The 24,863-nt window shown below is 42.7% G+C and carries 20 protein-coding genes and 1 pseudogene; 17 read left to right on the top strand and 4 right to left on the bottom strand.

Annotated elements, in window-relative coordinates; all coding sequences use genetic code 11:
• The first annotated feature begins 402 nt into the window (after window positions 1-402).
• Window positions 403-1,110, top strand: a complete 708-nt coding sequence (locus IPJ86_00480; protein MBK7885819.1) for a methyltransferase — start codon at window positions 403-405, stop codon at window positions 1,108-1,110.
• 120 nt (window positions 1,111-1,230) lie between these two features.
• Here IPJ86_00480 and IPJ86_00475 read toward each other — a convergent pair whose 3' ends face one another.
• Entirely contained in the window at window positions 1,231-2,562 is a 1,332-nt protein-coding gene (locus IPJ86_00475) for a saccharopine dehydrogenase NADP-binding domain-containing protein (protein MBK7885818.1), read from the bottom strand.
• A gap of 93 nt (window positions 2,563-2,655) precedes the next feature.
• On the opposite strand from IPJ86_00475, the gene IPJ86_00470 reads away from it, so the two are divergent.
• From IPJ86_00470 to IPJ86_00410, 13 genes and pseudogenes are all read left to right on the top strand, one after another.
• Window positions 2,656-3,642: a DUF4476 domain-containing protein gene (locus IPJ86_00470; protein MBK7885817.1), complete on the top strand. Its 987-nt coding sequence runs from the start codon at window positions 2,656-2,658 to the stop codon at window positions 3,640-3,642.
• A 133-nt stretch (window positions 3,643-3,775) separates the two neighbouring features.
• Window positions 3,776-4,171, top strand: coding sequence for a DUF423 domain-containing protein (locus IPJ86_00465; GenBank protein MBK7885816.1), 396 nt, complete (start codon window positions 3,776-3,778; stop codon window positions 4,169-4,171).
• A gap of 85 nt (window positions 4,172-4,256) precedes the next feature.
• On the top strand, window positions 4,257-4,706 hold the full coding sequence (locus IPJ86_00460) for a hypothetical protein (protein MBK7885815.1): 450 nt from the start codon (window positions 4,257-4,259) through the stop codon (window positions 4,704-4,706).
• A gap of 66 nt (window positions 4,707-4,772) precedes the next feature.
• Entirely contained in the window at window positions 4,773-6,389 is a 1,617-nt protein-coding gene (gene pckA, locus IPJ86_00455; GenBank protein ID MBK7885814.1) for a phosphoenolpyruvate carboxykinase (ATP), read from the top strand.
• 104 nt (window positions 6,390-6,493) lie between these two features.
• Window positions 6,494-7,182, top strand: a pseudogene (locus tag IPJ86_00450) (16S rRNA (uracil(1498)-N(3))-methyltransferase).
• A 196-nt stretch (window positions 7,183-7,378) separates the two neighbouring features.
• Window positions 7,379-9,061 carry a Na/Pi cotransporter family protein gene (locus IPJ86_00445; protein MBK7885813.1) on the top strand — a complete coding sequence of 561 codons (1,683 nt, stop codon included), beginning with the start codon at window positions 7,379-7,381 and terminating at the stop codon, window positions 9,059-9,061.
• 55 nt (window positions 9,062-9,116) lie between these two features.
• A complete protein-coding gene (locus IPJ86_00440; GenBank protein MBK7885812.1) occupies window positions 9,117-9,773 on the top strand; it encodes a DUF4159 domain-containing protein in 657 nt (218 codons plus the stop codon).
• Window positions 9,774-9,790: 17 nt separating this feature from the next.
• The gene (locus tag IPJ86_00435; protein MBK7885811.1) at window positions 9,791-10,114 is read left to right on the top strand and encodes a hypothetical protein; all 324 of its coding nucleotides are present in this window, start codon (window positions 9,791-9,793) and stop codon (window positions 10,112-10,114) included.
• 109 nt (window positions 10,115-10,223) lie between these two features.
• Window positions 10,224-12,563 carry a TonB-dependent receptor gene (locus IPJ86_00430; protein MBK7885810.1) on the top strand — a complete coding sequence of 780 codons (2,340 nt, stop codon included), beginning with the start codon at window positions 10,224-10,226 and terminating at the stop codon, window positions 12,561-12,563.
• A 49-nt stretch (window positions 12,564-12,612) separates the two neighbouring features.
• Window positions 12,613-13,179 (top strand): hypothetical protein, encoded by a 567-nt coding sequence (locus IPJ86_00425; GenBank protein ID MBK7885809.1) that lies wholly within the window; start codon window positions 12,613-12,615, stop codon window positions 13,177-13,179.
• 82 nt (window positions 13,180-13,261) lie between these two features.
• On the top strand, window positions 13,262-13,918 hold the full coding sequence (locus IPJ86_00420) for a PQQ-like beta-propeller repeat protein (GenBank protein ID MBK7885808.1): 657 nt from the start codon (window positions 13,262-13,264) through the stop codon (window positions 13,916-13,918).
• Window positions 13,848-14,909, top strand: a complete 1,062-nt coding sequence (locus tag IPJ86_00415) for a T9SS type A sorting domain-containing protein (GenBank protein MBK7885807.1) — start codon at window positions 13,848-13,850, stop codon at window positions 14,907-14,909. Before IPJ86_00420 ends, IPJ86_00415 begins: the two co-directional genes overlap by 71 nt.
• A gap of 67 nt (window positions 14,910-14,976) precedes the next feature.
• Entirely contained in the window at window positions 14,977-16,284 is a 1,308-nt protein-coding gene (locus tag IPJ86_00410; GenBank protein MBK7885806.1) for a serine hydrolase, read from the top strand.
• Window positions 16,285-16,561: 277 nt separating this feature from the next.
• Here the strand turns inward: IPJ86_00410 and IPJ86_00405 are convergent, their stop codons facing one another.
• Window positions 16,562-17,758 (bottom strand): aminotransferase class V-fold PLP-dependent enzyme, encoded by a 1,197-nt coding sequence (locus IPJ86_00405; GenBank protein ID MBK7885805.1) that lies wholly within the window; start codon window positions 17,756-17,758, stop codon window positions 16,562-16,564.
• Between the two features lie 151 nt (window positions 17,759-17,909).
• Between IPJ86_00405 and IPJ86_00400 the strand changes: the two genes are divergently transcribed.
• Complete coding sequence (locus tag IPJ86_00400) at window positions 17,910-20,084, top strand: T9SS type A sorting domain-containing protein (GenBank protein ID MBK7885804.1); 2,175 nt, start codon at window positions 17,910-17,912, stop codon at window positions 20,082-20,084.
• A 111-nt stretch (window positions 20,085-20,195) separates the two neighbouring features.
• Complete coding sequence (locus IPJ86_00395; protein MBK7885803.1) at window positions 20,196-21,359, top strand: class I SAM-dependent RNA methyltransferase; 1,164 nt, start codon at window positions 20,196-20,198, stop codon at window positions 21,357-21,359.
• 282 nt (window positions 21,360-21,641) lie between these two features.
• On the opposite strand, the gene IPJ86_00390 is transcribed toward IPJ86_00395, so the two are convergent.
• On the bottom strand, window positions 21,642-22,466 hold the full coding sequence (locus IPJ86_00390) for a hypothetical protein (protein MBK7885802.1): 825 nt from the start codon (window positions 22,464-22,466) through the stop codon (window positions 21,642-21,644).
• A 2-nt stretch (window positions 22,467-22,468) separates the two neighbouring features.
• Window positions 22,469-23,566, bottom strand: coding sequence for a Nif3-like dinuclear metal center hexameric protein (locus IPJ86_00385; GenBank protein ID MBK7885801.1), 1,098 nt, complete (start codon window positions 23,564-23,566; stop codon window positions 22,469-22,471).
• 64 nt (window positions 23,567-23,630) lie between these two features.
• Here IPJ86_00385 and lpxK point away from each other — a divergent pair, with 64 nt between their 5' ends.
• Complete coding sequence (lpxK, locus tag IPJ86_00380; protein MBK7885800.1) at window positions 23,631-24,698, top strand: tetraacyldisaccharide 4'-kinase; 1,068 nt, start codon at window positions 23,631-23,633, stop codon at window positions 24,696-24,698.
• Window positions 24,699-24,863 lie beyond the last annotated feature (165 nt).

Raw genomic sequence — 24,863 nt, 5'->3', positions numbered from 1 at the left:
CCTGTATCCCAATGTATATCCATGCCTCCCCACTGTATTTCAACTGTATTTCCACGTATCCCACTATATATCCATGTATCCCCACTGTATTTCTATTGTATCGCCACCGTATTTCTATTGTATCCGCACCGTATTTCTATTGTATCCCCACCGTATTTCTATTGTATCCCCACCGTATTTCTATTGTATTTCTATTGTATCCCCACCGTATTTCTATTGTACCCCCACCGTATTTCTATTGTATTTCTATTGTACCCCCACCGTATTTCTATTGTGTTTCTATTGTACCCCCACCGTATTTCTATTGTATTTCTATTGTATTTCTATTGTATCCCCACGGTATTTCATTCCAGCAATTTGTATTATCCATTCCAATCATTACTTTTGTTTAACAGCTAACCTATGCCAGCAACGGTTTTTCATTTCAAGCGTTTTACCATCAACCAGGACCGATGTGCAATGAAAGTTGGCACAGATGGAGTTTTGTTGGGGGCATGGGTAACAGTTCCTGATGCAGGTAAAATTCTCGATATAGGCACGGGCACCGGACTCATTGCATTAATGATGGCGCAGAAATCAAATGCTTTTATAGATGCGATTGATATTGATCTTCCTTCATATGAACAGGCAAAGGAGAATGTGCTTCTTTCCCCCTGGCCGGATCATGTTCGGGTAATTCACTCTGCCTTGCAGGATTATAAACCCGGTTATCGGTATGACCTTATCGTTAGTAATCCGCCCTATTTCATGGATAGTTATGCGGCCTTGGATGAAGCCAGAAATTTAGCCCGTTCAGCTTCAGCTTCTTTGACCTATGATGAATTGTTAAATGGAGTGGTGCGACTCTTAGTGAATACGGGTAGATTTTCTGTGATTCTTCCGCATAAAGAAGGTCAGATATTCAGAGAGAAAGCAGAGCAGAATGGGCTCTTTTGTAATAAATTGGTAAATGTTCGAACGGGCAGAAATAAACCCTTCAAGCGGGTGCTAATGGATTTTAGCAGGAGAGAAGAAGAGTTGATGGAAGAAGAACTCGTGATTCACTTTGATAGCAGACATTTTACAGAAGAATATAAAAGGCTTACCGGTGAATATTATCCTGCCTTCTGAAGATTTACCGCTTTTGTTCAGTTAAAATCGCGTAGGAATATTCAGACTTATCAGATGTTATAAAGCATGAACAACATTTCATTCATATTTCCTGATAAAGGCTATATACCTGACAAGACGTTAATCCTCACTCTCAATAAACCGAATTCCCATCTCCTGAAGCTCTTCTAATATCGGCATGAAAATATCTTCATGAACAGGAATCTGAACACCTCTTAGTGAAAATTTGCCTTCCAGTATTTTAATTGCTGCAATGCCAAGTGGCAGTCCTACAGTTTTAGCCATGGCCGTATCGGTCTGATTATCTCCTTTCACTACCAGTGAGGACACCAGTTTCTTCCCGATACCACCAACAGTATATTCAAATTGGTGTTGCATGACGATCATGTCTTTGTCACCATCTTTTAACGTCCATTTCTTCTCCAGTAATTGTTGAAGGATTTGCGCAGGACTCGCATTTTTTAAACCAACAGGTTTCTCTTCAAGAATACCTGTAGAACGAATTTTTTCCATCGATGGGCCATCCGGATCAATATTGCAATAATGTGCAATCTTTTCTTCCAGATCACTTCCCATCACAGAGGGTGGAATGAAAGCTTCGGTGAACTGACGATAACTGAGTTGATCGCTGTTTTCCACCAAGAAGGAATCATCCGTTAATCCCAAAGTGACAAATACCTGCCAGGCACTGCAAAATCCTTCTTGGCGTAAAGTTCCGCGTATTAAAGTCGGTATGTTTTCAATGCCATAATGGTGGCGGTAGGCTAACGAATCACGGTTGGCATAGCCGTCAAATTTACCAACACCATCTACTGTAATCCGTACCGATTCACTGAAAAGACGATGATAGGGTAAGTAATGATATTTTCCGTTTTGAATGTATTTCGCAGTTCCTTGTCCGGCGAGGATGACATTGCGTGGATTCCACGTGAATTTATATCCCCAGGGATTATCGATCGATTCAGGGGCGATAAGTCCTCCGGTGTAGGAGCAAAAGGAAGTGATGGTGGCGCCCTGTTTTTTTAATTTCAAAATAATTTCCATCGCCGACATATGGTCTATGCCCGGATCCAGTCCGCATTCATTTAGAAAGAGCAGGTTTTTTTCAATGGCTTCTTCATGTAATGATAAAATCTCCTTCGATACATAACTCGCCGTCACCAGGTTCTTGCCAAATCGCAGGCATTCTTTTGCTACTAAGAAATGCAGGGCAGGAGGAAGGAGGGAGATTACCAGATCTGCCTTGCTGATTTCATCTGATCGCTGTTCTTCATTTTCAATATCAAACTGTAACGCAACGCCCGATGAGTTCCCGTTGATCTTATCCTCAGCAAAGCGCTTTTCCTTATCCCCAATTCTTAATGTAAATCGCTTGTCTTCAGCGTTTTTTAGAAGGTAATGGATCAATGAACCGGAGGACCTCCCGGCGCCAAGCAATAAGATGGTTTTCATGTTAATTTTTCAACTGCAAATGTATAAAAGATAGGAGGGTATCCGTTCTGTATGTAACTTTGTCAGACTCTCTTAAAGAAAAAGTTAAAAAATATGAGAAGATTAATGCTAATCGGAATGGTGCTGTTGCTTTCATTCCAAGTTTCTGCACAATCGTCAAATGTGGTCCTCTTCACCGAAAATGGTGAGCGATTTACGGCGATTTTGAATGGTATCAGACAAAATGATAAGCCTGAAACAAATGTGAAAATTACCGGATTAAGTGCAGAGTTTTATAAGCTAAAGGTGATTTTTGAAAGTACGGCATTGGGCGAGAAGAATTTTAATATGGCGATTGAATTGGGAAAAGAGAATACTTATGTGATTAAGAAGAACAATAAGGGGGAATTCGTACTTCGTTTTATGGGTTCTGTTCCTCTGGCAGAAGCTCCGCGAAATACTCCGGCACAATCTACGGTGGTTTATCATGCAAATCCTGTAGCACAACCCGTTGAAGGAACAATGAGCTCTCAAACAGTAACCACCACTACCACTACGCAAGGTGCCTCTACCGGTGATCCGGAAGCGGTGAGTTTGAATATGGGGATGAATGTAGATGGCGTGGGTGGAAATATCAGTATCAATGTTTCAGGTATGGATGGTACGACGCAGCAATCCGGAACCACAACGGTCACGCACACGCAAACCACAACCACCACAACAAATGTGTCCGGAATAAATACACCTCCGCCACCACCACCGGCGCCCGTAGTTTATTTGCCCGGTTATAATGGTCCGGTAGGTTGTCCGATTCCGATGAGTCCGCAGGATTTTGACGACCTGAAGCAAACCGTTTCCTCAAAAAGCTTCGAAGAAACAAAGTTCACCATTTCGAAACAAGTGTTGCAGGATCGTTGCATGCTGGTATCTCAGGTGAAGCAAATGATGCTCATCTTCACCTTCGAGCAAACACGACTCGATTTTGCGAAATTTGCCTATGATCGTACCTATGATATCGGGAATTATTTTAAAGTGAATGATGCTTTTACCTTTGAAAGCTCTATTGAGGATTTGAATGATTATATTGAAACAAGAAGATAACTCCTTCTCATTTTCTGCTTGTAACTGTAGAATGATCTGTTGAAAGAAATAGCAACTGAAGATAGAAGAATAGCCTCCGCATTGGGGGCTATTTTTTTACAGATACTAACGGTTACGGACTATCTTTGTGCCAATGAATAATCAAATCATAAGGATTGGTGCAATTGCGGCAGCGATCGCAGTAATTTTAGGAGCTTTCGGCGCTCATAAACTCAAGGAGCTTTTAGACGAAAATGCATTGGCCACCTGGGAGACCGCCTGTCGATATCAGTTCTATCATGCACTGGCTTTAGTCCTTACGGGGATTTTGTTCACGCAGAAATCATCTCCTTCCTACCGCTGGGCGATGCGGTTTTTTATAGCTGGCATTCTCCTCTTTAGTGGATCAATTTATCTACTCTCGATTCGTAGTTTGTTGGATATAAATGTTTTGTGGGTCGGGCCGGTGACACCTCTGGGTGGTCTTTGTTTTATTGTAGGTTGGATCTTTTTGGCATTTCCGAAGAATCCGGAAAAAACATCTGTCTAAATTGAAGACAATAATTATTTTATTTCTACTTTAGTTGACTATGCGTATATCACATCTCTTAATCGTAATCTTAATCGGTATCGGAATGACCGCCTGTAAATCAGGAAAAAATTCAAGTTCCGGAAATGAAGTGAATGAAAATAAAGGAGGAACTTCCTCAGAAACAACCGGTACTCCCCAGGAATCCGCCGGAAATATTCAACAGACAGAGCGCTGGACAAGGGAGCAGGCCGCAATAGGACCCGATTCGTTCAGACTCATTGTGACATTTATCAGTATCGGGGCAGGGACAGATCCGGATGCAAAGACCTTTCTTGATAGCTATATTCTTGATTATAAGACCAAAAAAGGAAAATCTGTCAGGTATATCATGATTCCATGGGGCAGGGAAGGTGAGGTAGATTGCTGTTTTGATTTGAAAGATCTAACTGTCTCAGAACAAAGTGATTTCATTGAGGGATTGCGAAATACGATGAAAGCCAGAGAGCTGATTCAAATCAATGAAAACGCAAAAAACCGCTTTAAATCCAGATAGGGATCTAAAGAAATTTGTTGCCTTACCACTATATTTTACTGTAAATTTGTCGCAGCTAAAAACACTATGAACGAATACGGATTAAAGAACCCCAAAGCATCTGTAGCAGATCTGGGACTTAAGAACGTTGGAACAGCGTACTGGAACCTCTCACCGGCTGAATTAGTAGAGGAAACTATTCTTCAGGGAATGGGCGAGTTGACCGACACCGGTGCATTGGCGATTGATACCGGTGAATTTACCGGTCGTTCTCCAAAAGATAAATTTACGGTCTTTGATGCTGAAACTGAAAAGTCAGTGTGGTGGGGCGATATCAATATAAAATTTGATGCGCAGAAATTTGATCAGATGCTCACGCGCATTTCTGCCTATTTCACCGGTCGTGAAGTGTATGTCCGTGATGCCTATGCCTGCGCAGATCAGCGTTACCGGATGAATGTCCGTGTAGTGACCGAGTATCCCTGGCAGAATCTTTTTGTAAACAATCTCTTCCTGCGTCCGAATAGAGATGAAATAGAAAACATGAGTCCGGATTGGGTGATCATTAATGCACCCGGCTTCCTCGCAGATCCTGCTATCGACGGAACTCGTCAGCATAATTTTGCGATGATCAATTTCACGAAAAAGATGATTCTGATTGGCGGAACAGGTTATACCGGCGAAATTAAAAAAGGAATTTTTACGGTATTGAATTATATTTTGCCTCACCACAAAGGGGTGTTGAGTATGCACTGCTCTGCTAATATTGGCGATAAAGGGGATACTGCTTTGTTCTTTGGGTTATCCGGTACAGGAAAAACAACATTGAGCGCGGATCCGCATCGTGGATTGATCGGTGATGATGAACATGGCTGGAGTGATGATTCCGTTTTCAATTTTGAAGGTGGATGTTACGCGAAGTGTGTCAACCTTTCTGCTGAAAAAGAGCCGCAAATATTTGACGCTATCCGCTTCGGATCGCTTCTTGAAAATACAGAATTTCATCCGGGGACAACCACCACGGATTATGATAATATTACCAAAACAGAAAATACGCGCGTCGCTTACCCGATTAATTTTATCGAAAATGCAGAAGAGCCTTCTGTAGCCGCACCGCCTAAAAATATTTTCTTCCTTACCTGTGATGCATTTGGTGTATTGCCTCCCATTAGTCGGTTGACAAATGCTCAGGCCATGTATCATTTCATCTCCGGTTATACAGCTAAAGTTGCAGGAACAGAGATGGGTATCACAGAGCCTACCACTACCTTCTCTGCATGCTTTGGAAAAGCCTTCCTTCCTTTACATCCTGCCCGTTACGCAGAGCTGCTTGGAAAAAAATTAAAGGATAATCCGGATATCAAAGTGTGGCTGGTGAATACCGGATGGAGTGGTGGTGCCTTTGGTGTGGGCTCCCGTATGAAGTTGAGCTATACCCGCGCCATGATTACCGCTGCACTGAACGGAGAATTTGATAAAGTGAAATACGAAGAGTTGCCCGTATTCCGTCTGCAAATGCCTGTAACCTGTACCGGTGTTCCTGATGGCATTATGAATCCACGTAATACATGGAAGGATAAGGCCGCTTTCGATCAGACTGCCATTGATCTTGCTGTGAAATTCGTGAAGAATTTTGCGCAGTACGCAGATGGTGCTTCCGCAGAAATCCTCTCTGCAGCTCCTTCGGTTCCTGAAATAGCGTAAGAAAAAATGAAATAATGAATAAGAAGGGTCTCCTGGAGGCCCTTTTTTATTTTATAAACTCTCGTTCGTTTATTTTATCATTGCTTAAAAACTAATTTTGTAAGATGCATCTCTTCTACGCACCTGAACTAAATGCGGCTGAATTCTCCCTTCCGGAAGAAGAAACGCATTACTTGATTCATGTCCTTCGTTTATCACAGGGAGAGAAGGTGGAGGTGACAGATGGAAGGGGGGCGCTTGCTGTTTGTGAAGTTGCGCAACTCTCTAAGAAGTCGGCCGTGCTGCAGACGTTAACCATAGAACATTTGCCTCAGCCTGCGCGTCGGTTACAAATGGCAATCGCTCCAACAAAGAATATGGATCGCATGGAATGGTTTGTGGAAAAAGCAACGGAAATTGGTGTGAGTCGCATCACTCCATTACTCTGTAAACATTCTGAACGCAAGGTGTTGAATACAGATCGGCTCAGAAAGCTGGTGGTAGCCGCTGCTAAACAATCCCGTCAATTTTGGTTTCCCACGCTCGATGAACTATGTCCTTTTGATGCATTTATACATCAGGAAAATTCAGGAATTAATTATATCGCGCATTGTCATCCCGGACCCAAGGAGCCTTTATCATCAATAGCGAAAGAAGATGTCGTTACCATTTTGATCGGACCTGAAGGGGATTTCAATATGGCAGAAGTGGAAATGGCAATGAAGAGGGATTCCACTCCATTTCACTCGGGGAAAGCAGGCTGAGAACCGAAACTGCAGCTCTCGTTGCAGTGGTTGCATTCAATATTTCCTGATCCGGATTGTTACATCTGAAATCTTATAAGAACACTTGTTATTAATTGTAGAGGGAAATAGATGCTGATCTTTATCACGGTTTTATGTAAAACTGATCTTGAATAAAGTGAAGGTGCGAAATTATATTTGCGTAGTAATTTGATGTACATTCATCCAATAATAGAGTACCCTTTTTTGAAAGTTGATTAAAGAAAGATGACAGCATTAGAAGTTGTATTTATGTTGCTTGGTGGAATCGGTCTCTTTATCTTCTCCCTGAAGATGATAGAAGAGTCAGTGAAGAATCTCTCCGGCCGCACTTTTAAATTGTTTTTGCAAAAGCTGACGAAGAATAAAATTTTAGCGGTTGCCGGGAGTGCTTTGTTGGCGGCTTTGTTACAAGGCAGTTCTGTCCTGATGGTGATGGTGCTGGCATTGGTGGGTGCAGGTGTGTTGTCACTGAGTGGTGCTCTTGCATTTATTTTGGGCGCCAATATCGGAACTACATTGGATACCTGGGTGGTAGTGCTGGTAGGTTTTAAGATGAACCTGGAAGCCGTTTCATATCCGGCAATTATCATTGCAGCGTTACTGCAGATGTTACCGGGGAGGGAGAAGTTGAAACATTATTCTCATTTATTGTTTGGTTTTGGATTGTTGTTTATCAGTGTCTCCTTCATGAAACTGGCAGTATCTGAACAGTTGAATCATTTTGATCCGGCAACCTTAACCGGAATGGCATCGTGGAAGTTTGTTCTTGCCGGATTGGTGATCACGATGCTGATTCAATCGAGTCTCGCTACTATGACGCTTGCGCTGAGTGCACTCCATACCGGTGCAATTGATTTCAGTACCGCGGCTGCCATTGTGGTAGGATCGGAAGTGGGAACAACAGTGAAATTGTTTTTGGGTACATTGGATGGACTGGCTTCCAAGAAGAGACTGGCCCTCGGAAATTTTCTGGTGAATGTGATTACCGCCATCATGGCCTTTGCCTTCCTGCCTCAACTGGTGTTGCTGGTTCAGGACATCCTTGGAATTGTTGATCCACTCACCGGACTGGTAGCATTTCAAAGTATTATTAATCTTTTAGCTGTTATCGTTTTTCTTCCATTTTTAAATGTTTTTTCTCGCTTTCTGGAGAAGAGGTACCGCGATGACTTCAGTGAAGTGACCACTTTTATCAGGAAAGAAGATTTGAGTGATCCCTCGTCAGCGATCGAATTGTTTGCAAAGGATGCGGATTACTTTTTGCACCTTTCTATGGTTTTTAATCTGGAGCTCTTCAATCTTAAATCCGTATATAGAAAATTTAACCCGGAGTGGATGGAAATTGATGAGAAGAGAGGGTTTTATAAAAAGTCGCATACAGAGCAATATGAGTTTCTGAAAATTCTACAGGGTGATTTGCAGTTGTTTTATACAAGTTTACGGAGTAATAATCTTTCCCCGGAGCAAACAAAAAGGCTTGAAATGATTATTTCCGCCATACGAAGTTCCATGCACGCCTCGAAAAGTGCAAAGGATGTCAGTTCAAATATTCACAACTTATTCAGTTCTTCCAATGATGCGAAGTTTGCAATTTATTCTCAGGTGAGAGAGAATATTGAAAGGGTTTATGTAAATCTTGAAGAAATGGTAAGCAGAAAAAACAGGGTGACTTATGATGAGTTAAAGGGTATTTATGAGGACATTCTAATTACTTATGAGCAATTTCTGGAAGCCATTTATCTTCAGGCAAAGGAAGGCAGGCTGAATAGCAATGATTTTACGACGATCTTGAATTTTAACCGCGAAATGTTTACCTCGAATAAGGCGATACTTTTTGCCGTGAAGGATTTGGTTCTTCTTCCCGAAGATGCAGCCCGATTTACTGAACTTCCTTTCTATAAAACCTAAGTTGCTGAAGATTGTTTTTCTTTCTCCTCCTACATTTTATACCTTTGCAGAAGCAATGAAAAAAATTATCCTGCTACTGGCAGTTGTGTTACTTACCGGTTTTCGCCCCGCCGGTCAAAGTATAAAGATCGCTGTGTTGAAATACAGTGGAGGTGGCGATTGGTATGCAAATCTGGATACCTCTTTGAAGAATCTGATCGATTTCTGTAATAAAAACCTGGGAACAAGTATCGCCGCTGAACAGGATATCGTGGAAGTGGGCTCTCCGGATTTATTCAACTACCCCTTCGTTCATATGACCGGTCATGGTAATGTGGTTTTTAATCCCAAAGAATCAGAAAATTTAAGGAATTACCTCATCGGTGGCGGATTCCTGCATATCTCCGATAATTATGGAATGGATAAATTTATCAGGCCTCAAATGAAAATGGTTTTCCCCGAATTGGATTTTGTGGAAATTCCGTTCAATCACCCGGTCTTTCATCAAAAATATGATTTCCCGGGTGGTCTCCCGAAAATTCATGAGCACGATGGCACCTCTCCCAAAGGCTTTGGTCTTTTTTACAATGGAAGAATGATTTGTTTCTATGATTATGAATGTGATCTGGGTGATGGCTGGGAAGATGCTGAAGTGCATAAGGACTCTCCCGAAGCCCGTCAGAAAGCCTTGAAAATGGGAGCGAATCTTATTCAGTACGCTTTCAGTAATTAATTATGTAACTTTGTTTTGTGTCTCGCTTGCGCCACATAGCCTCCTTTCTCTTTCTGCTGCTTTCTCTGCAGATGATTGTGCCTGCGCAGTTGTTGCATGGATTCTGTGACCATGAGGATACGATAGATTGTTGTCTGAATAACGGTGAAACTACCGTCAGCATTCACCACGAGCATTGTCTGGTCCTCGACCTTTCATTACCTACCGTATTGCATAAATATGAGGATGTAGCGTTTACTCCTCAGCAGGTTTTTATTTCTCATAGTGATTTTATTCTGTTGCAGACCTTAGTCGTTGATCGTACGAAGTCTGTCATCAGAGGACCTCCCGTTTTCTCCTGATTTTTTATCAGCTGTAATGTGATGGTTTTTCGGGATCATCCCTTACAACTGCGTATTCTCATCAGCGGTTCATCCCCGACTGATCGTATCTCACTTAATACGAATCATCATGCGGCTATACTTGCCGTTACTATTGCTCCTCCTCTTCATTGAAGGAAGGGCGCAATCACCCTGTACATTTCGCTTATCGGGTGTTGTCAGAGACGCCTCGACAGGCGAATCATTGCCATTTGCCAAACTGGAAATCGAGGGGAAGAACCGCGTGGTGATCAGCGATGCCGATGGAAAATTTCTGTTCGATAGCCTCTGTGGAGGAGATTATTTGCTGAAGACCCTCTACGTAGGTTATGATTCAATGCTGCTGTCATTGAATATCACTAAAGATACAGATCGGAAGATCAGGTTGAAGATGTCAGTGAAGAATTTGAAGCAGACCGAAATCGTAGCAGAGCGTATTGCGGATAAAAGTACGATTGCATCGGATACCCTCTCTAAGAAAGAAATGGATCAGTCGAGAGGAGAAGGCCTGACCGGTTATCTAAAGAAAATTGCAGGAGTCACCGGCATTCAAACCGGCCCTTCTATCATGAAACCAGTTATTCACGGCATGCATAGTCAACGGGTGTTGATCATGAATGCAGGCATACGGCAGGAAGGACAGCAATGGGGAAGTGAGCACGCACCTGAAATTGATCCTTTCGTGGCGAACCGTTTGACGGTAGTGAAGGGCACTTCATCTATTCGCTATGGTGCGGATGCAATTGGAGGAGTGATTCTCGTAGAGCCCCGCGAGCTCCCGCATGAGCCGGGCATACAGGCAGAAGTGAATCTGGTGGGGATGAGCAATGGTCGGCAAGGTGTGGCCAGCGGATTAATAGAACAACATCTCGGTAAATTCTTCGACCTCTGCTGGCGCCTGCAGGGAACGGTGAAGAAAGCAGGGAATGTGAGTACGCCTGATCTCTATCTGCAAAATACGGCCTTCGAAGAATACAATTGGAGTGGAAGTATAGGCATTGAAAGAAAACGATTCGGGGCTGAAGTATTCTACAGCAGATTCAATACCACGCTGGGAATATTTACAGGTTCGCATATCGGTAACCTGAGTGATCTGCAACGGATCATTGAAAATGGTGAAACAATAACCGATAATACATTTACCTATCGTATCGATAAACCACGACAGGAAGTAACGCATCAGTTGTTGTCGGCCAAAGCCTGGTGGACCATCACCAATGTCGGTAAACTGAATCTGCAATACGGTTATCAGTTCAATCATCGTTTCGAATACGATCGCGATAAAGCACTCAATGATTCACTGGCTGCCCTCGACTTGCCCGATCTGGAATTGCGACTCTATACGCAGTCGGTGGATTTGAATCTGGAAACGAGAAACAGAAATGGATTTACCGGAGTCATTGGAATCTCAGGTCTGAAACAGGATAATCAATATGGTGGTCAGCGATTCTTCGTTCCGAATTATATCTTGTATAACAGTGCCGCCTATACGACAATTCGCTGGCGCAAGATGAAATGGGAGGTGGAGGCAGGAGCCAGAGTTGATTATCGCGAACAATCCGTGTACCGGAATATTAAGGGAGCGGTGGTGCAGAACGATTATCGTTTTACCAATCCCGGTTTATCAACCGGTCTGCTCTTCAAACAAGACAGCAGCATCAGCTGGACATTGAATGCCGGAACAGCTTATCGTCCCCCTTCTATCAATGAATGGTTCAGCAACGGACTCCATCACGGAACAGCCACCTTCGAAACCGGTGACAGTACGCTCGGTGTGGAGAAGGCGTATAATGTCATTGGCGGTGTGCGTATTCAAAAACGGAAATTGGCTGTTGATGCCAGTATCTATTACCTCTATATCAAGGATTACATCTACCTCATTCCTGATGAAAGTCCGGTATTGACGGTGAGTGGAGCCTTCCCGTCGTTTGCCTATAGTCATGTGGATGCTTCCTTCAAAGGAGTAGATCTCAGCATTGACTGGGATATTACAGAGGGAATCAACCTTCGATCGCGAAATAGTATCGTACTGGGATGGAACCATACCGGAAATCGTTATCTGGAACTGGTGCCTTCTCCCCGTTTCGATCAGTTGCTGAGTTATCGGTTTAAAGATTCTAAAAGCTGGAAGGAACTAACTGTAGGCCTATCCGCACTTATTGTAGCAGAGCAGTGGAGATACGATGAAGGAAGAGATTATATTCCTCCGCCACCTGCCTATGTATTGCCCGGATTTGAAGCAAGTGCGACCTTCACCCATGCCGGACAAGAAGTAAGAATGGGACTCTCTGTTTCCAATTTGTTCAATACGTCTTACAGAGAGTATATGAACAGATTTCGTTATTATGCAGATGAAACCGGAAGGAACATTACGCTTCGGCTAACTGTACCTCTGAGTTTTAAAACGGCTACTCATGATCACGAACATTAAATAATCAAATTAACATTAATAGGATATCAATAATTAAAACAGAAAAATCATGAATACAAAAAAAATATTATCCTTAGGTATCTTTACCTTCAGCATACTCCTGCTCGCATCTTCCTGTAAAAAAGATAAAACGGATGATCCCGCGCCAACGAATCAGGGAGAACTCATCACTACCGTACAACTGATCTTTACAGATACGATTACCGGCCTCGTTGTGGATACCGCCACCTTCAGTGATCCGGATGGACCCGGCGGAGTTGCGCCGACACAGGATTCTATTTTACTGCAAGCTGGGCGTGTTTACAGCACAGAAGTTATCCTGCTTGACGAGTCAAAGATTCCTGTGGTATATATTTCTGACGAAGTAGCTGCTGAATCCGATGTGCATTTATTTGTTTTTTCATCCTTGCCTGCTTCCGGGTTTCTTACAACAACTATTTCAGACATAGATGTAAACGGACAACCCGTTGGTCTTGAAAGTTACCTTGTTGCCGGCGCTTCGGCTACCGGTTCCTATACTGTAGAGTTGCGGCATTTCGATTCAGCTGCCTTGAAACAAGCGAATACAATCTATGAAACCGATGTGCAGGTGACCTTTGGGGTAAGATTGAATTAACCGGATGACGATGATCATGAATAGAGACATCTTAAAGGTGTCTCTATTCTTCTTACATTTGAAGGAGTTAAATTGCTACAAGATGAGAAACTCATTCCTATATATCTGTTTCAGAAGATTTCTTCTTTTAATGATGTTGGTTTCACCGCTAATAGTACAGGCGCAATTCCCTGTACTCGATTGGCAATATTATACAGGTGCACCCGCATTTGGTTCAGCAGCATCCGCCGACATCGACAAAGATGGATTTTATGAAATCGTTTTCACCACATATACCAACGATGGACGTGCACATTGCCTCAATGCGGAAGATGGTTCGGTGGTATGGACGTACAATATCGGTGGCTGTGGTGATGTGGCGCTGTTGATTTATGATGTGGACAATGACGATACGCTTGATGTTATTGTGAACGGTTCCTGCAACCCCACCTTGTTTTGCATCAACGGAATCACCGGAGTATTGAAATGGTCGGTTCCTTCGGGTGGAGGTGATTCGCCACCTACTGCTGCCGACCTGGACAACGATGGATTACCTGAGATACTCTTCTGTAATTTTAACGGGCAGTTACGTATTGTGAACGGAGAAGATGGAACAACTTTTAAAAACATTCAAATAGATCCTTTTGGAAATGCAGTACAAACAGAGCCTACCCTCGTCGATGTGAACAATGACAATCAGCTCGACATTATTCTCGCCAATCATTTTAACATCAACGGACTTTTTTATCTGGGCCTATGATTTTATGACGGAAGATACCATCTGGACAAACTTCGCCCCTGCCACATCCACTTACAATGCCTATCATGGAGGTGCCGTTGCTGATGTAGATGGTGACGGTCTTTTGGAATATGTTATCGGAGCCAATAATGGTTTGGTGCGTGCGTTGAATGTAGAAGATGGTTCTGTTTTATGGACAGATACCATTCTCATGAGCGTGATGAGTCCGGTTTCTATTGCTGATCTGGATGGGAATGGCGATCTGGAAGTAGTGGTTACTAATAACGATTGGGTGACATTGGATGAACGCATTTGGGTGCTGGATGGATTGACAGGTCAGATAGAGTGGTCTTATGCGACTACCTTTTCTTCCTTCAGAGGATGTGCCATAGCAGATATTAACGCGAACGATACACTCGATCTCGTTGCAGGTTATTTCATGGGAGATGTGATCGCGGTGGAACCTTATTCGGGATTGTTATGGCAAACAAACGTGGGGCAATATCTCGGTACAGGATTACCTTATTTCGCCGTGGATCATGGTCCGCTGGTGGCTGATTTTGATAAGAGTGGAACGATGGATGTTTTTGTCGTTGCCGGCTATGGGAAGTATACACCCGACTCCTTAAACACCGGAAAGGCATTCATGTTTTCCGCAGGGATAGGACAATGTCCGGAATGGTTGATGTTTCGTCAGGATGCGCACCGTTCAGGATATCTTTCGCAGCAGGAAATAGATTCGGCCTGTAATACATTATTTGTAGAACCCTCTTCTTCCGATGTGTTTCCGTTATCTATTTATCCGAATCCTTCCCGCGATAAAGTAACTGTTGAAGGAGTGGGAGATCTAACGATCTCAGTGTATGACCTGCAAGGTCGTTGCATATTTCGCTCTGACATGAAGAATGAAAAATCAGAGATCGATGTGAGTTCATGGGAGCCCGGGCTCTATACCATCGGCATTTTATCGGGTAGAAAATCTTCGTTTTCGAAGCTACTTGTTTATGAATAATATTTATTTTTAATACCGTATTAAACTTTGGAATGCATCGGGCATCCAAATTCATCCCTATTAAATTATGAAAGCACTTATAACCGGATTATTCTTAGTTATTTTCCTGAATAGTCAAGCCCAAAATCTTTATTTTCCTCCATTAACAGGCAATGCCTGGGATACAATTTCTCCTGTTTCCCTGGGATGGTGTCCGGATAAAATTGATTCGCTGACCGATTATCTGGAAAATAAAAATACCAAAGCATTTATTCTGTTGAAAGATGGAAAAATTGTGATCGAAAAATATTTCGGAACATTTACCGCGGATAGTCTCTGGTATTGGGCCTCCGCCGGAAAAACCCTCACCGCATTTACAGTAGGCATCGCGCAGCAGGAAGGATTACTTTCCATCACCGATACGACCTCCACCTACCTCGGCACCGGCTGGACAGATTGCCCTCCGTTAAAAGAAGAAAAGATTACCATTCGAAATCAACTCACCATGACCTCCGGACTTGACGATGGTGTTCCTGATCATTATTGTACGTTGGATACCTGCTTGCAGTATTTAGCGGATGCCGGCACACGCTGGGCCTATCATAACGGACCCTATACCTTACTGGATAGTGTGATCGAGTCGGCGACAGGGATAAGTCTCAACAATTACTTCAACCAAAAAGTCAAAATTCCTACAGGGATGACCGGCGCTTTTTTCCCTTCAGGATACAACAATGTTTTTTTCAGCAAACCGAGAAGTATGGCGCGATTCGGATTGCTGATGTTAAACCATGGAAACTGGAATGGCAATCAGATCATGACAGATACTTCTTATTTTAATCAGATGATTAACACTTCGCAAAACCTTAATGATGCATATGGTTATCTCTGGTGGTTAAATGGGAAATCCTCCTTCATGGCCCCGGGATTGCAGTTTGTGTTTAACGGTCCGCTAAATACCCATGCACCTGCTGATATGTATGCAGCTCTCGGCAAGGACGGACAAATATTAAATGTAGTGCCTTCCCTAAATCTTGTCTATGTGAGATTGGGCAATGCACCGGGAGTAGGGGAGGTGCCCATCACTTTCAATGATACCATCTGGATCAAGTTAAATGAAGCAATGTGCAATACTGCATCTCTTCCAGTCATCAGGAACCAACCCCTCATTACCATTTTCCCCAATCCCGCAACTGATTATTTTAAAATAAATTTCACAAGTCCCGGCAACCATCAACTAAAAATCACCGACCTCACTGGCCGCGAAATAAATACCTGGCAAAACCTCCAAACCAATACTGAAATCTCCACCGGCTTCATGAACAGAGGAATTTACTTTTTACACTTCATCCATGAAACCGGAAATGTTACTATCCAAAAACTAGTTCTAAACTAAGTCCTCCAAAACAAATGTTTTCATATTGTAATTTTCTTTCACAATATATTCATCTTTATTTTTACCACTAAGACACTAAGAGCACAAGAAACACTAAGGATTCTTTCTTACACTAAGTGATCTAAGTGAACTTAGTGACTTAGTGGTTACAGAGGAAAAATCCTTAGAAGACGATTATTTCTACTCACTTAAATTTTGCAACTTTCGACGAAGCAGTTTCCAGATATAATTTATTTCACACCAAATTAAATGGTAAGCGAAAATATTAATTTACTAACTAAAGTAACTTCTTCATGCACGCTGCCAGATATTCATACTGTTCTCCGGAATTATACACTTGCGTAGAAATTCTTAAAAGCAATTTAGGATCTTTGTTATGAAAGTAAAATACAGGCACCTGGATCTTGTATTCCTCCAGCAATTGCTTTTTTAAGGGCACAACCATATTGAAAAATTTGGAGGGTGCGTCCGGATGATTACGAACAGGAATACTGGCCAGATGTCCAATGAGGGAATCAGGAGTTGGAATTTCAATCCGGAGTTCTTCACAAATGATTTTTCTTGCTTCCAGACAAAGGTTTCTGTTGTTTTTTCGAAGTGCTTCCCAACTGCCAAGAATAGATTGCATGTAATGGATGCTGTCCTTGATCAGGAAGTAAGCACTATAGTCATCTGTTCCCGGCCAGATGAACTGTGCACTCCAGTGTTTATCAGTACCCGCATACAAATCATGATAATGAGAAATTTGAAGTGGTCGTATTTTATGTTGTTTGTCTTTTCTGACATGCAGTAAGGCCGATCCTCTCGGACTACAAATCCATTTATGGCAATTTCCGGTATAATAACTGGCGCCGATAGAGGAAATATTCAAATCCATCATTCCGGGAGCATGAGCACCGTCAATTAATACTTCAATGCCCCGCGATTCCAGTTGTTGAGTTAATTTTTCTACGGGAAATATAATGCCTGTCGCAGAGGTGATATGGTCCAGTAATACCAGTTTTGTTTTTGAAGTGACCGCGTTTAAGAGAGGTGTGGTGAGTTCATCTTCATGCGCAACCGGGAAGGGGATATCTGCAATGATTAATTTGCATTTGTTAAGTTCAGCATAGTATTTCAAAACATTTACACAGGCGCCGTAAGCATGACTATGGGTCAGTATTTCATCTCCCTCTTTAAAATGGATCGAATGAAGAATGGTGTTGACACCCATCGTCGTATTTTTAATCAAAACCAGATCATTCGCATCACATCCGGTAAATTTGGCGAGGGCTTCCTTGTTTTCATGATAGACCGGCTCGAAATTTTCCGTCATCGCCAGCACCGGATCTTTTTCAATTTGAATTTTTAACTGAAATTGTTTTTCAAGAATCGCTGCAGGACAGGAGCCGAAGGAGCCGTGATTTAAAAAGACAGTGTTTTTATCATGATTCCAATGCTGTTCATGGATGGAGTAGGGAGGGAGTGGTTGCATTTTGGTGAACTATCAGGCAAAAATAAGATTTTATGGACTGAATATTAATTAATGTCATTGTATGAATTATTTTTAATTAAGTTTTTATATTTGACTAATTAATGAAATTAACCTCCATCTGAACCGTCGAAGGTTAAAATAATAAAAATTTATGATTAAGAAAGCAGCTGCATTGTCATTCCTGATTTTATGGTCTCATTTGTTAATCGCTCAGTGCGAAAAAATATTTTCATTTGAAACCGATCAGTTTGGAGGGCCATCCTCTTCGCTTCAATTGAACGGCAAACTGATATTTAGTGCTTATGATGACGGTTATGGAAGAGAACTTTGGTGTACGGACGGCACTACGCAGGGTACATTTATGCTGAACGATATTTGGCCGGGTACAGGTAGTGGCATCGCTGACTATTTCGATTATACGGCCATCGTTCATGACAATCTGGTTTATTTCAGAGGGAATGATAGCCTTCACGGTGTGGAGTTGTGGCGAACGGATGGCACTCCGCAGGGCACATACATGGTCGCGGATCTTGTAAATGGTACCGCTGGTTCTGCTCCCGGCGAGTTTGCTTCTGTGGATTCGCTCCTTTTTTTTACAGGAAATACCGGCTCTTCACTTTACCGCTCTGATGGAACAAGTCAGGGAACTTTTTCAATTGCAAGTTTTCAGATCGTGAGAGGTCTTACCGGCTTCAATGGTAAATTGTATTTCTCTGCAGGAAATAATAATACAGGTGAGGAATTATGGCGAAGCAATGGAACACCCGGTGGTACGTATTTGTTGAAAGACCTGAATGGTGCAGTTGGTGCCTCACTTCCCTGTAATTTTCATGCGACCACAAATGCACTCTATTTTATGGCAAATACCAGTTCGGGTTGGGAGTTATGGAAAACAGACGGGTCTAATTCCGGTACGGTACAGGTAGCAGATATTAATCCCGGCCCTGCAAATGGAGTTTTGGATGTTTTTAGTACGGTAACAATGACACATCTCGGTGATACACTCTACTTTGCAGCAAAAAATGATTCCATGGGTTATCAGTTATGGAGAAGTGATGGCACACCAACGGGAACAGTGAGACTTTCTAATGTTACCAATGGAATTTTAACTTCTAATACTTTTCCGATTGTGGATGGAAATGTGATGTTCGCGAGTTTTTATTCGCCTTCTTATTATAAATATGATGTGGCACAGGATTCTTCCTATCTTTCGGCATATCCTTTCTTTTATTATTTCTATTTAAGCGATGGGAAGTATTTGTTTTCAGGTTCAAAATTATTTTATGCCGGAAAAGATTCTATTTATGGACCGGAGATGTGGCAGGCTGATGGTACCGGTGCTGTGAATGGTGATAGAAGAATTCAGGAAACACATTTACTCAACAACTGGTACCCAACTTCCGGTCAGGGATTTAATACCATACTTGGTACCATCGATTCGAAGTTGATTTTCCGGCAAGCCCGGAATCCATATGAAGCAAGTATCCCTTTATTTGTGTATGATACCAATCTAATGCAAGCCTGTCATACCCCATCGGTCATTGTGAATGTGCCGATATCACCTACCACCACACATCTGGTCTGGAATAGGCTGGATCAAAGCACGCGTTATCAGATTCGCTATAAAAAGTCATCTGCTGTTTCCTGGACGCTGGACTCCACATTAAGAAGTTATTTTGCTGTGAATAATTTGGATACTATCACTGATTATTTATTTCAGTTGCGAGCCGATTGTTCAGGTACATGGTCTGACTGGTCTGATACCATTCATTACAATACCGGTTTTGTGAATCATCCTCATTTAAGCACCATGTTGGCAGAACGAGCAGAGGACAGCACAACAGTTAGGATCTATTGGCTTAAATCACCTTTGATTTCTCAAATGCAATTCCGTTATAGACCTTATGGCTCTACCAACTGGAGCTATACCATCAATGCTAACGGATTAAAGCGCATTACAGGATTAAGTCCTTCCACTTTTTATGAATATTCCTTTCGTGAACAGTACAATGGTACCTGGTCGCTTTGGTATTTCGGATCGTTTTATTTTAATACTCCGGGAAGCCTGTCAACAGCATTGCCGGATTTAATATCCGAATCAAATAACACGATGGTTTATCCGAACCCGGCCTCCGATGTTTTATATATAAATGAGAAAACAGCCTTGCCACTTCAATTCAATATTTTTGATTTTAACGGACGGCTGGTTCAATCAGGTTTAATCACAGTTAATAGTATTGATATTTCAGCATTGAAGGAAGGTGGATATGTTCTTTCGGTGACAACTCCTGATGGTCAAACCGGAACATATTTTATCAAGGAGTAAAGCGTAGCTAGGGTGAAGTGCAAGGACGGAGGAGGATCTGTTTCTCGCATTTTCATAGCATAGGGACGGTTGACTGTTTTTGATTAACTTTGGAGCAATAAATTTAATCCCTTGTCTGATCTGCAATTAGTTATTTCAACCTATGCCGGCCTCGAAGATGTGCTGGCTGAAGAAGTGCGTGCGCTTGGCGGTAAAGATGTAGAGATACACACACGCGCGGTTTCCTGTGTGGGTGATATGGGTTTTGTGTATAAAGCGAACTTTTCTCTTCGGACAGCCCTTCGCGTTATGATTCGGATTTCCGATTTCGAGGTGACGAATGGTGATGATATCTATAACGGTGTCATAGCGACCGATTGGTCAAAGTACATGGAGGTGGATCAAACACTGGCCGTACGGTGTATCCTGAACTCCGGTTTGTTTGAGAATAATCTCTTCCCTGCACTCAAAGCGAAGGATGCCATCGTGGATCAATTCCGGAAAGCACACGATAGGCGGCCCAATGTCGATAAGGAAAATCCACATCTCGAAGTGATTTTATTCATCAATAAAGAGAAGTGTCAGGTATTGATTAATTCTTCCGGTGCATCACTGCATCTGAGGGGCTATCGAAAGGAAGTGGATAAAGCCCCGCTGAGCGAAGTCCTTGCCGCCGGAATTATTCTCCTGAGTGAATGGGAACCTCATATTCCCCTCGTGGATTTTATGTGTGGTTCCGGAACAATTCTGATTGAAGCCGCGCTGATTGCTGCTAAAATTCCTCCGGGAACCTTCCGGGAGTCCTTTGCTTTTGAAAGATGGCCCGGTTTCGATGCTGAACTTTATAAACTGATCCGTGAAAAGCAAATGGAACGCATCACAGATACAGAAGTGAAGATTCTAGGCAATGAGTTGAATAAATGGGTGCTCGAAAAAGCAAAAGCCAATATTGAAGCGGCCGGTGTGGAAGATATGATTACACTGCACCTCGGTGATTTTCTTGATTTTGAACATGGGCTGAAAAGGGGAGTGGTCATCATTAATCCTCCTTACGGTGAGAAATTAAATGTAGACGATTTGGAGAAGTTGTACAGTGAAATAGGAACGCGGCTGAAACATCATTATACCGGCTTTAAAGCATGGATTTTTACAGGAAGTCCCGAAGGTGCTAAAGCGATTGGTCTGCATCCTAATCGGCGGATAAAGCTATTTAACGGACCCCTGGAATGTCGGCTCCTGGGCTTTGATATATTTGAAGGGAAAAAGAGTGAGCGGTACCTGAAAACGGAAAATTAAACCGTCGAAGGAAAAGAACTTTTTGGTTTGACAAAATGCTATAATCATACTAAAATCTCAATCGTTTTTTAAGATATAGATTTCTTTTTAACCACAGAGTTCACAAAGTTTACACGGAGTTTCACGGAGAAATGTTAGATGTTTAAGAATGGTGTACTGATACTACTTATTAGCATTAAATTCTTTTGTTCCAACGCCACAGTCTTTAGTCTATTATGATTTCCATTACAATAAAAAAAGCCGGAACATATATCCCGGCTCTATACTTTCTATGGTGTAGCATTAATCTCTTTCCAGAATACTCGCATCCACCAGAATACGTCCGCAATGTTCGCAAACGATTACTTTTTTGCGTTGACGAATATCCAACTGGCGCTGTGGTGGAATCTTGTTAAAACAGCCGCCACAAGCATCTCTGGTAATACTCACAACAGCTAAGCCATTGCGGGCATTGTCACGAATGCGCTTGTAGGCAATCAACAGACGCTCTTCAATGATGTCAGAGGCTTTATTCGATTCAGTAGTTAATTCTGCTTCTTCTTTTTCAGTTTCAGCAATGATGGAGGCCAATTCGTTTTTCTTATTGTCTAAGTCCTGAGTGCGTTCTTCAACGGCTTTCTCAGACGCTTCAAGAATAAGTTTTTTCGCCGCAAGGTCAGCCGCATGTTCCTTCATGCGTTTTTCGCACAATTGAATTTCCAGCTGCTGGTATTCTATCTCTTTATTGATGGAATCAAATTCACGGTTGTTTTTTACGCTGCCTTGCTGAGTCTGGTATTTTTTAATCAAGGCCTGTGCATCCTTCACCGTGTTTTTACGGTTCTTGATCTGATCTTCGAGATCCTTGACTTCTTCAGAGTATTTATTGATCCTGGTCTGTAAACCCGCAACTTCATCTTCCAGATCACTTACCTCCATCGGCAATTCACCACGGGTGATTCGGATACGGTCAATTTGACTGTCAATGAGCTGTAATTGATAGAGGGCTCTGAGCTTATCTTCAATGGTGTTGTCTCCCTTGTCGATATGACGTACAATCGGCGTCTGCTTTTTTGGAATTTCTGCAACTTCCGTTTCGACTTTGGTGGATGATTTTTTAGCGGCCATGCTTAGCGATAATAAATGGGATTGGTGTTAGTTTCCGTTAAAGGGACCGCAAATGTAGTAAATTTTTCCCGTAGATAATCACGGATGAGGTCGATCGTAAACTGTTCACTTTCAAAGTGTCCGATATCCGCTATGATTATTTTTCGGTCCGCATCGAAGAATTGATGGTATTTAAAATCTCCACTGATGAAAACATCGGCCTGTTGCCGGATGGCCATCTCCAGTAAAAAACTGCCTGATCCGCCACAAACGGCGATCCTTTTGACCGACTTTTGATGAAGTACGGTATGCCGGATGACCTTTGTTTTCATTTTTTCTTTCACAAAATCAAGGAAGGCTTCAATCGGCATTTCCTGCGCCAATTCTCCCATCATCCCCGAGCCCGTCTCTGAAAAGGCGTTGTCGAGCCGGTAAATGTCGAAGGCGATTTCTTCATAGGGATGGGCACTTCGCAGCGACTGAAGGATACTTTTTTCTTTCCATTCCGGAAAAATGACTTCAATGCGTTCTTCTTTTTCTGAATGGCGTTCTCCTTTTTCTCCAACAAAAGGCTGACTTGCCGCATCTCCTTTAAAACTGCCGGTTCCCGTGCTGCTGAAACTGCATTCACTGTAATGTCCAATATGCCCTGCGCCGGCTTCAAAGAGGGCGTTACGTACCTCTTCTGCATGGGTGAGTGGTGAAAAGGTGACGAGCTTTTTTAAAAGCCCTTTTGCAGGAGCCAGGATCTTCTTTTTTTCAAGTCCTAATTGCCTGCATATTTTTTCATTCACCCCCTTGCGGACATTATCAAGGTTAGTGTGGATGGCATAGATGGCGATACCTTCCCGAATGGCTTTGATGATGACCCGTTCGATATAATTATCACCTGTGATTTTTTTGAGTCCTTTAAAAATGATCGGATGATGGGCAATAACAAGGTTGCAGTTTTTCCGAATCGCTTCTTCAATGATTTCTTCTGTAGCATCCAGACAAATCAGTGCTCCTGTAATTTCTTTCGAAAGATCGCCGGTAATCAGCCCTGAGTTATCGTAGCTTTCCTGCAACGAAGGGGGGGCAAGTTGTTCCAGTTGTTGAATGATTTCAGAGAGAAGTGGCATATATTTATTTTTCTGGCTCCAAAGGTAATCAACCTGTTTTGAGATTATGGCGTATTTTTGAACCATGAGAAAACTCCTCTGGCCCCTTTCATGGGTGTATGGTGTGGCGGTGTACCTGAGGAACATGGGGTTCGGGCTGGGACTCCTGAAGCAGGTGGATTTCCCTGTTCCTGTGGTGGTCATCGGGAATCTCTCTGCAGGGGGAACCGGAAAATCGCCCCTGGTGCAATTGCTCGCAGGGGCACTCTCGAAAGAGTTTAAAGTGGCTATCCTCAGTCGTGGATATGGTCGGTCAACCAGGGGTTTTCGCTTTGTTTCGAAAGAGGATACTGCACGGCAGTCGGGTGATGAACCACTACAGTATGTTCATACACTAGATAATGTCATTGTAGCTGTTTGCGAGGATAGGGTAGAAGGAATTCGTCGCTTACTTGCAGAGGGTTCACCGCCTGATGTGATTCTTCTCGATGATGCTTTCCAGCATAGGTATGTGAAGCCCGGGTATGCTATACTACTGACGGAGTTTTCAAAACCTTACTACAGCGATAGCCTTCTCCCCTCGGGTAATCTCCGTGAACCGGCTGTAGGGGCGAAACGGGCGGATGCCATTGTAGTGACCAAATGTCTTCCGCAAGTTACCGTGCAAGAAAGACAAAAAATCAGGGAAGAGCTGAAACCCTTGCAGCACCAGCAGATCTATTTTTCGTATATTCATTACCGTGACCCCTTGCAGCGTACTGATGGGACCCATTTGCCACTGGAAATTCTTAAAAAATCAAAGGTGATGCTGTTGTGTGGTATTGCGAATCCTCAGGGATTAATCGACTTCGTTTCTTCGAAAGCCATAGCGGTTGAAACCTGTGTTTTTCCCGATCATCATCCTTATTCGGTGGGAGATATCATTAAGTTGAAGAACAGGTTTATATCCTTTGCTTCTGCCCTCCCGGATCAGACTTTCCTCCTCACTACCCGAAAAGATTATATGCGCTTGCTGAATCCGGAACTACAACATTTGTTGAAAGAACTTCCCCTGCTCATTCTCGACATTGCCCCTTCTTTTTTTCCGGCGGATCAAACGTCACTCCCGGATACTGTGCGCAACTATATCATGGGTTTCAGGAAAAATCATTGATTTGAATGGCTTCATGATGTATAATCTCTAATAACAGGAAGCAGTTTCCAATGCTGAATTGCAGGACGGTTCTCGTTGCAATCGGTTCTTTTGTAGTGTATTGTCCGTGGAAATAAAAACTACAGTAAAACGACAAAGGGCTCAGATTTAAGTTTTATCTTAGCA

It is taken from the genome of Bacteroidota bacterium, assembly GCA_016713925.1.
In the GTDB taxonomy this organism is placed as follows: Bacteria; Bacteroidota; Bacteroidia; order AKYH767-A; family OLB10; genus JAJTFW01.
Note: the sequence above shows the minus strand (reverse complement) of the source record. Positions and strands in the feature narration are given on the sequence as shown.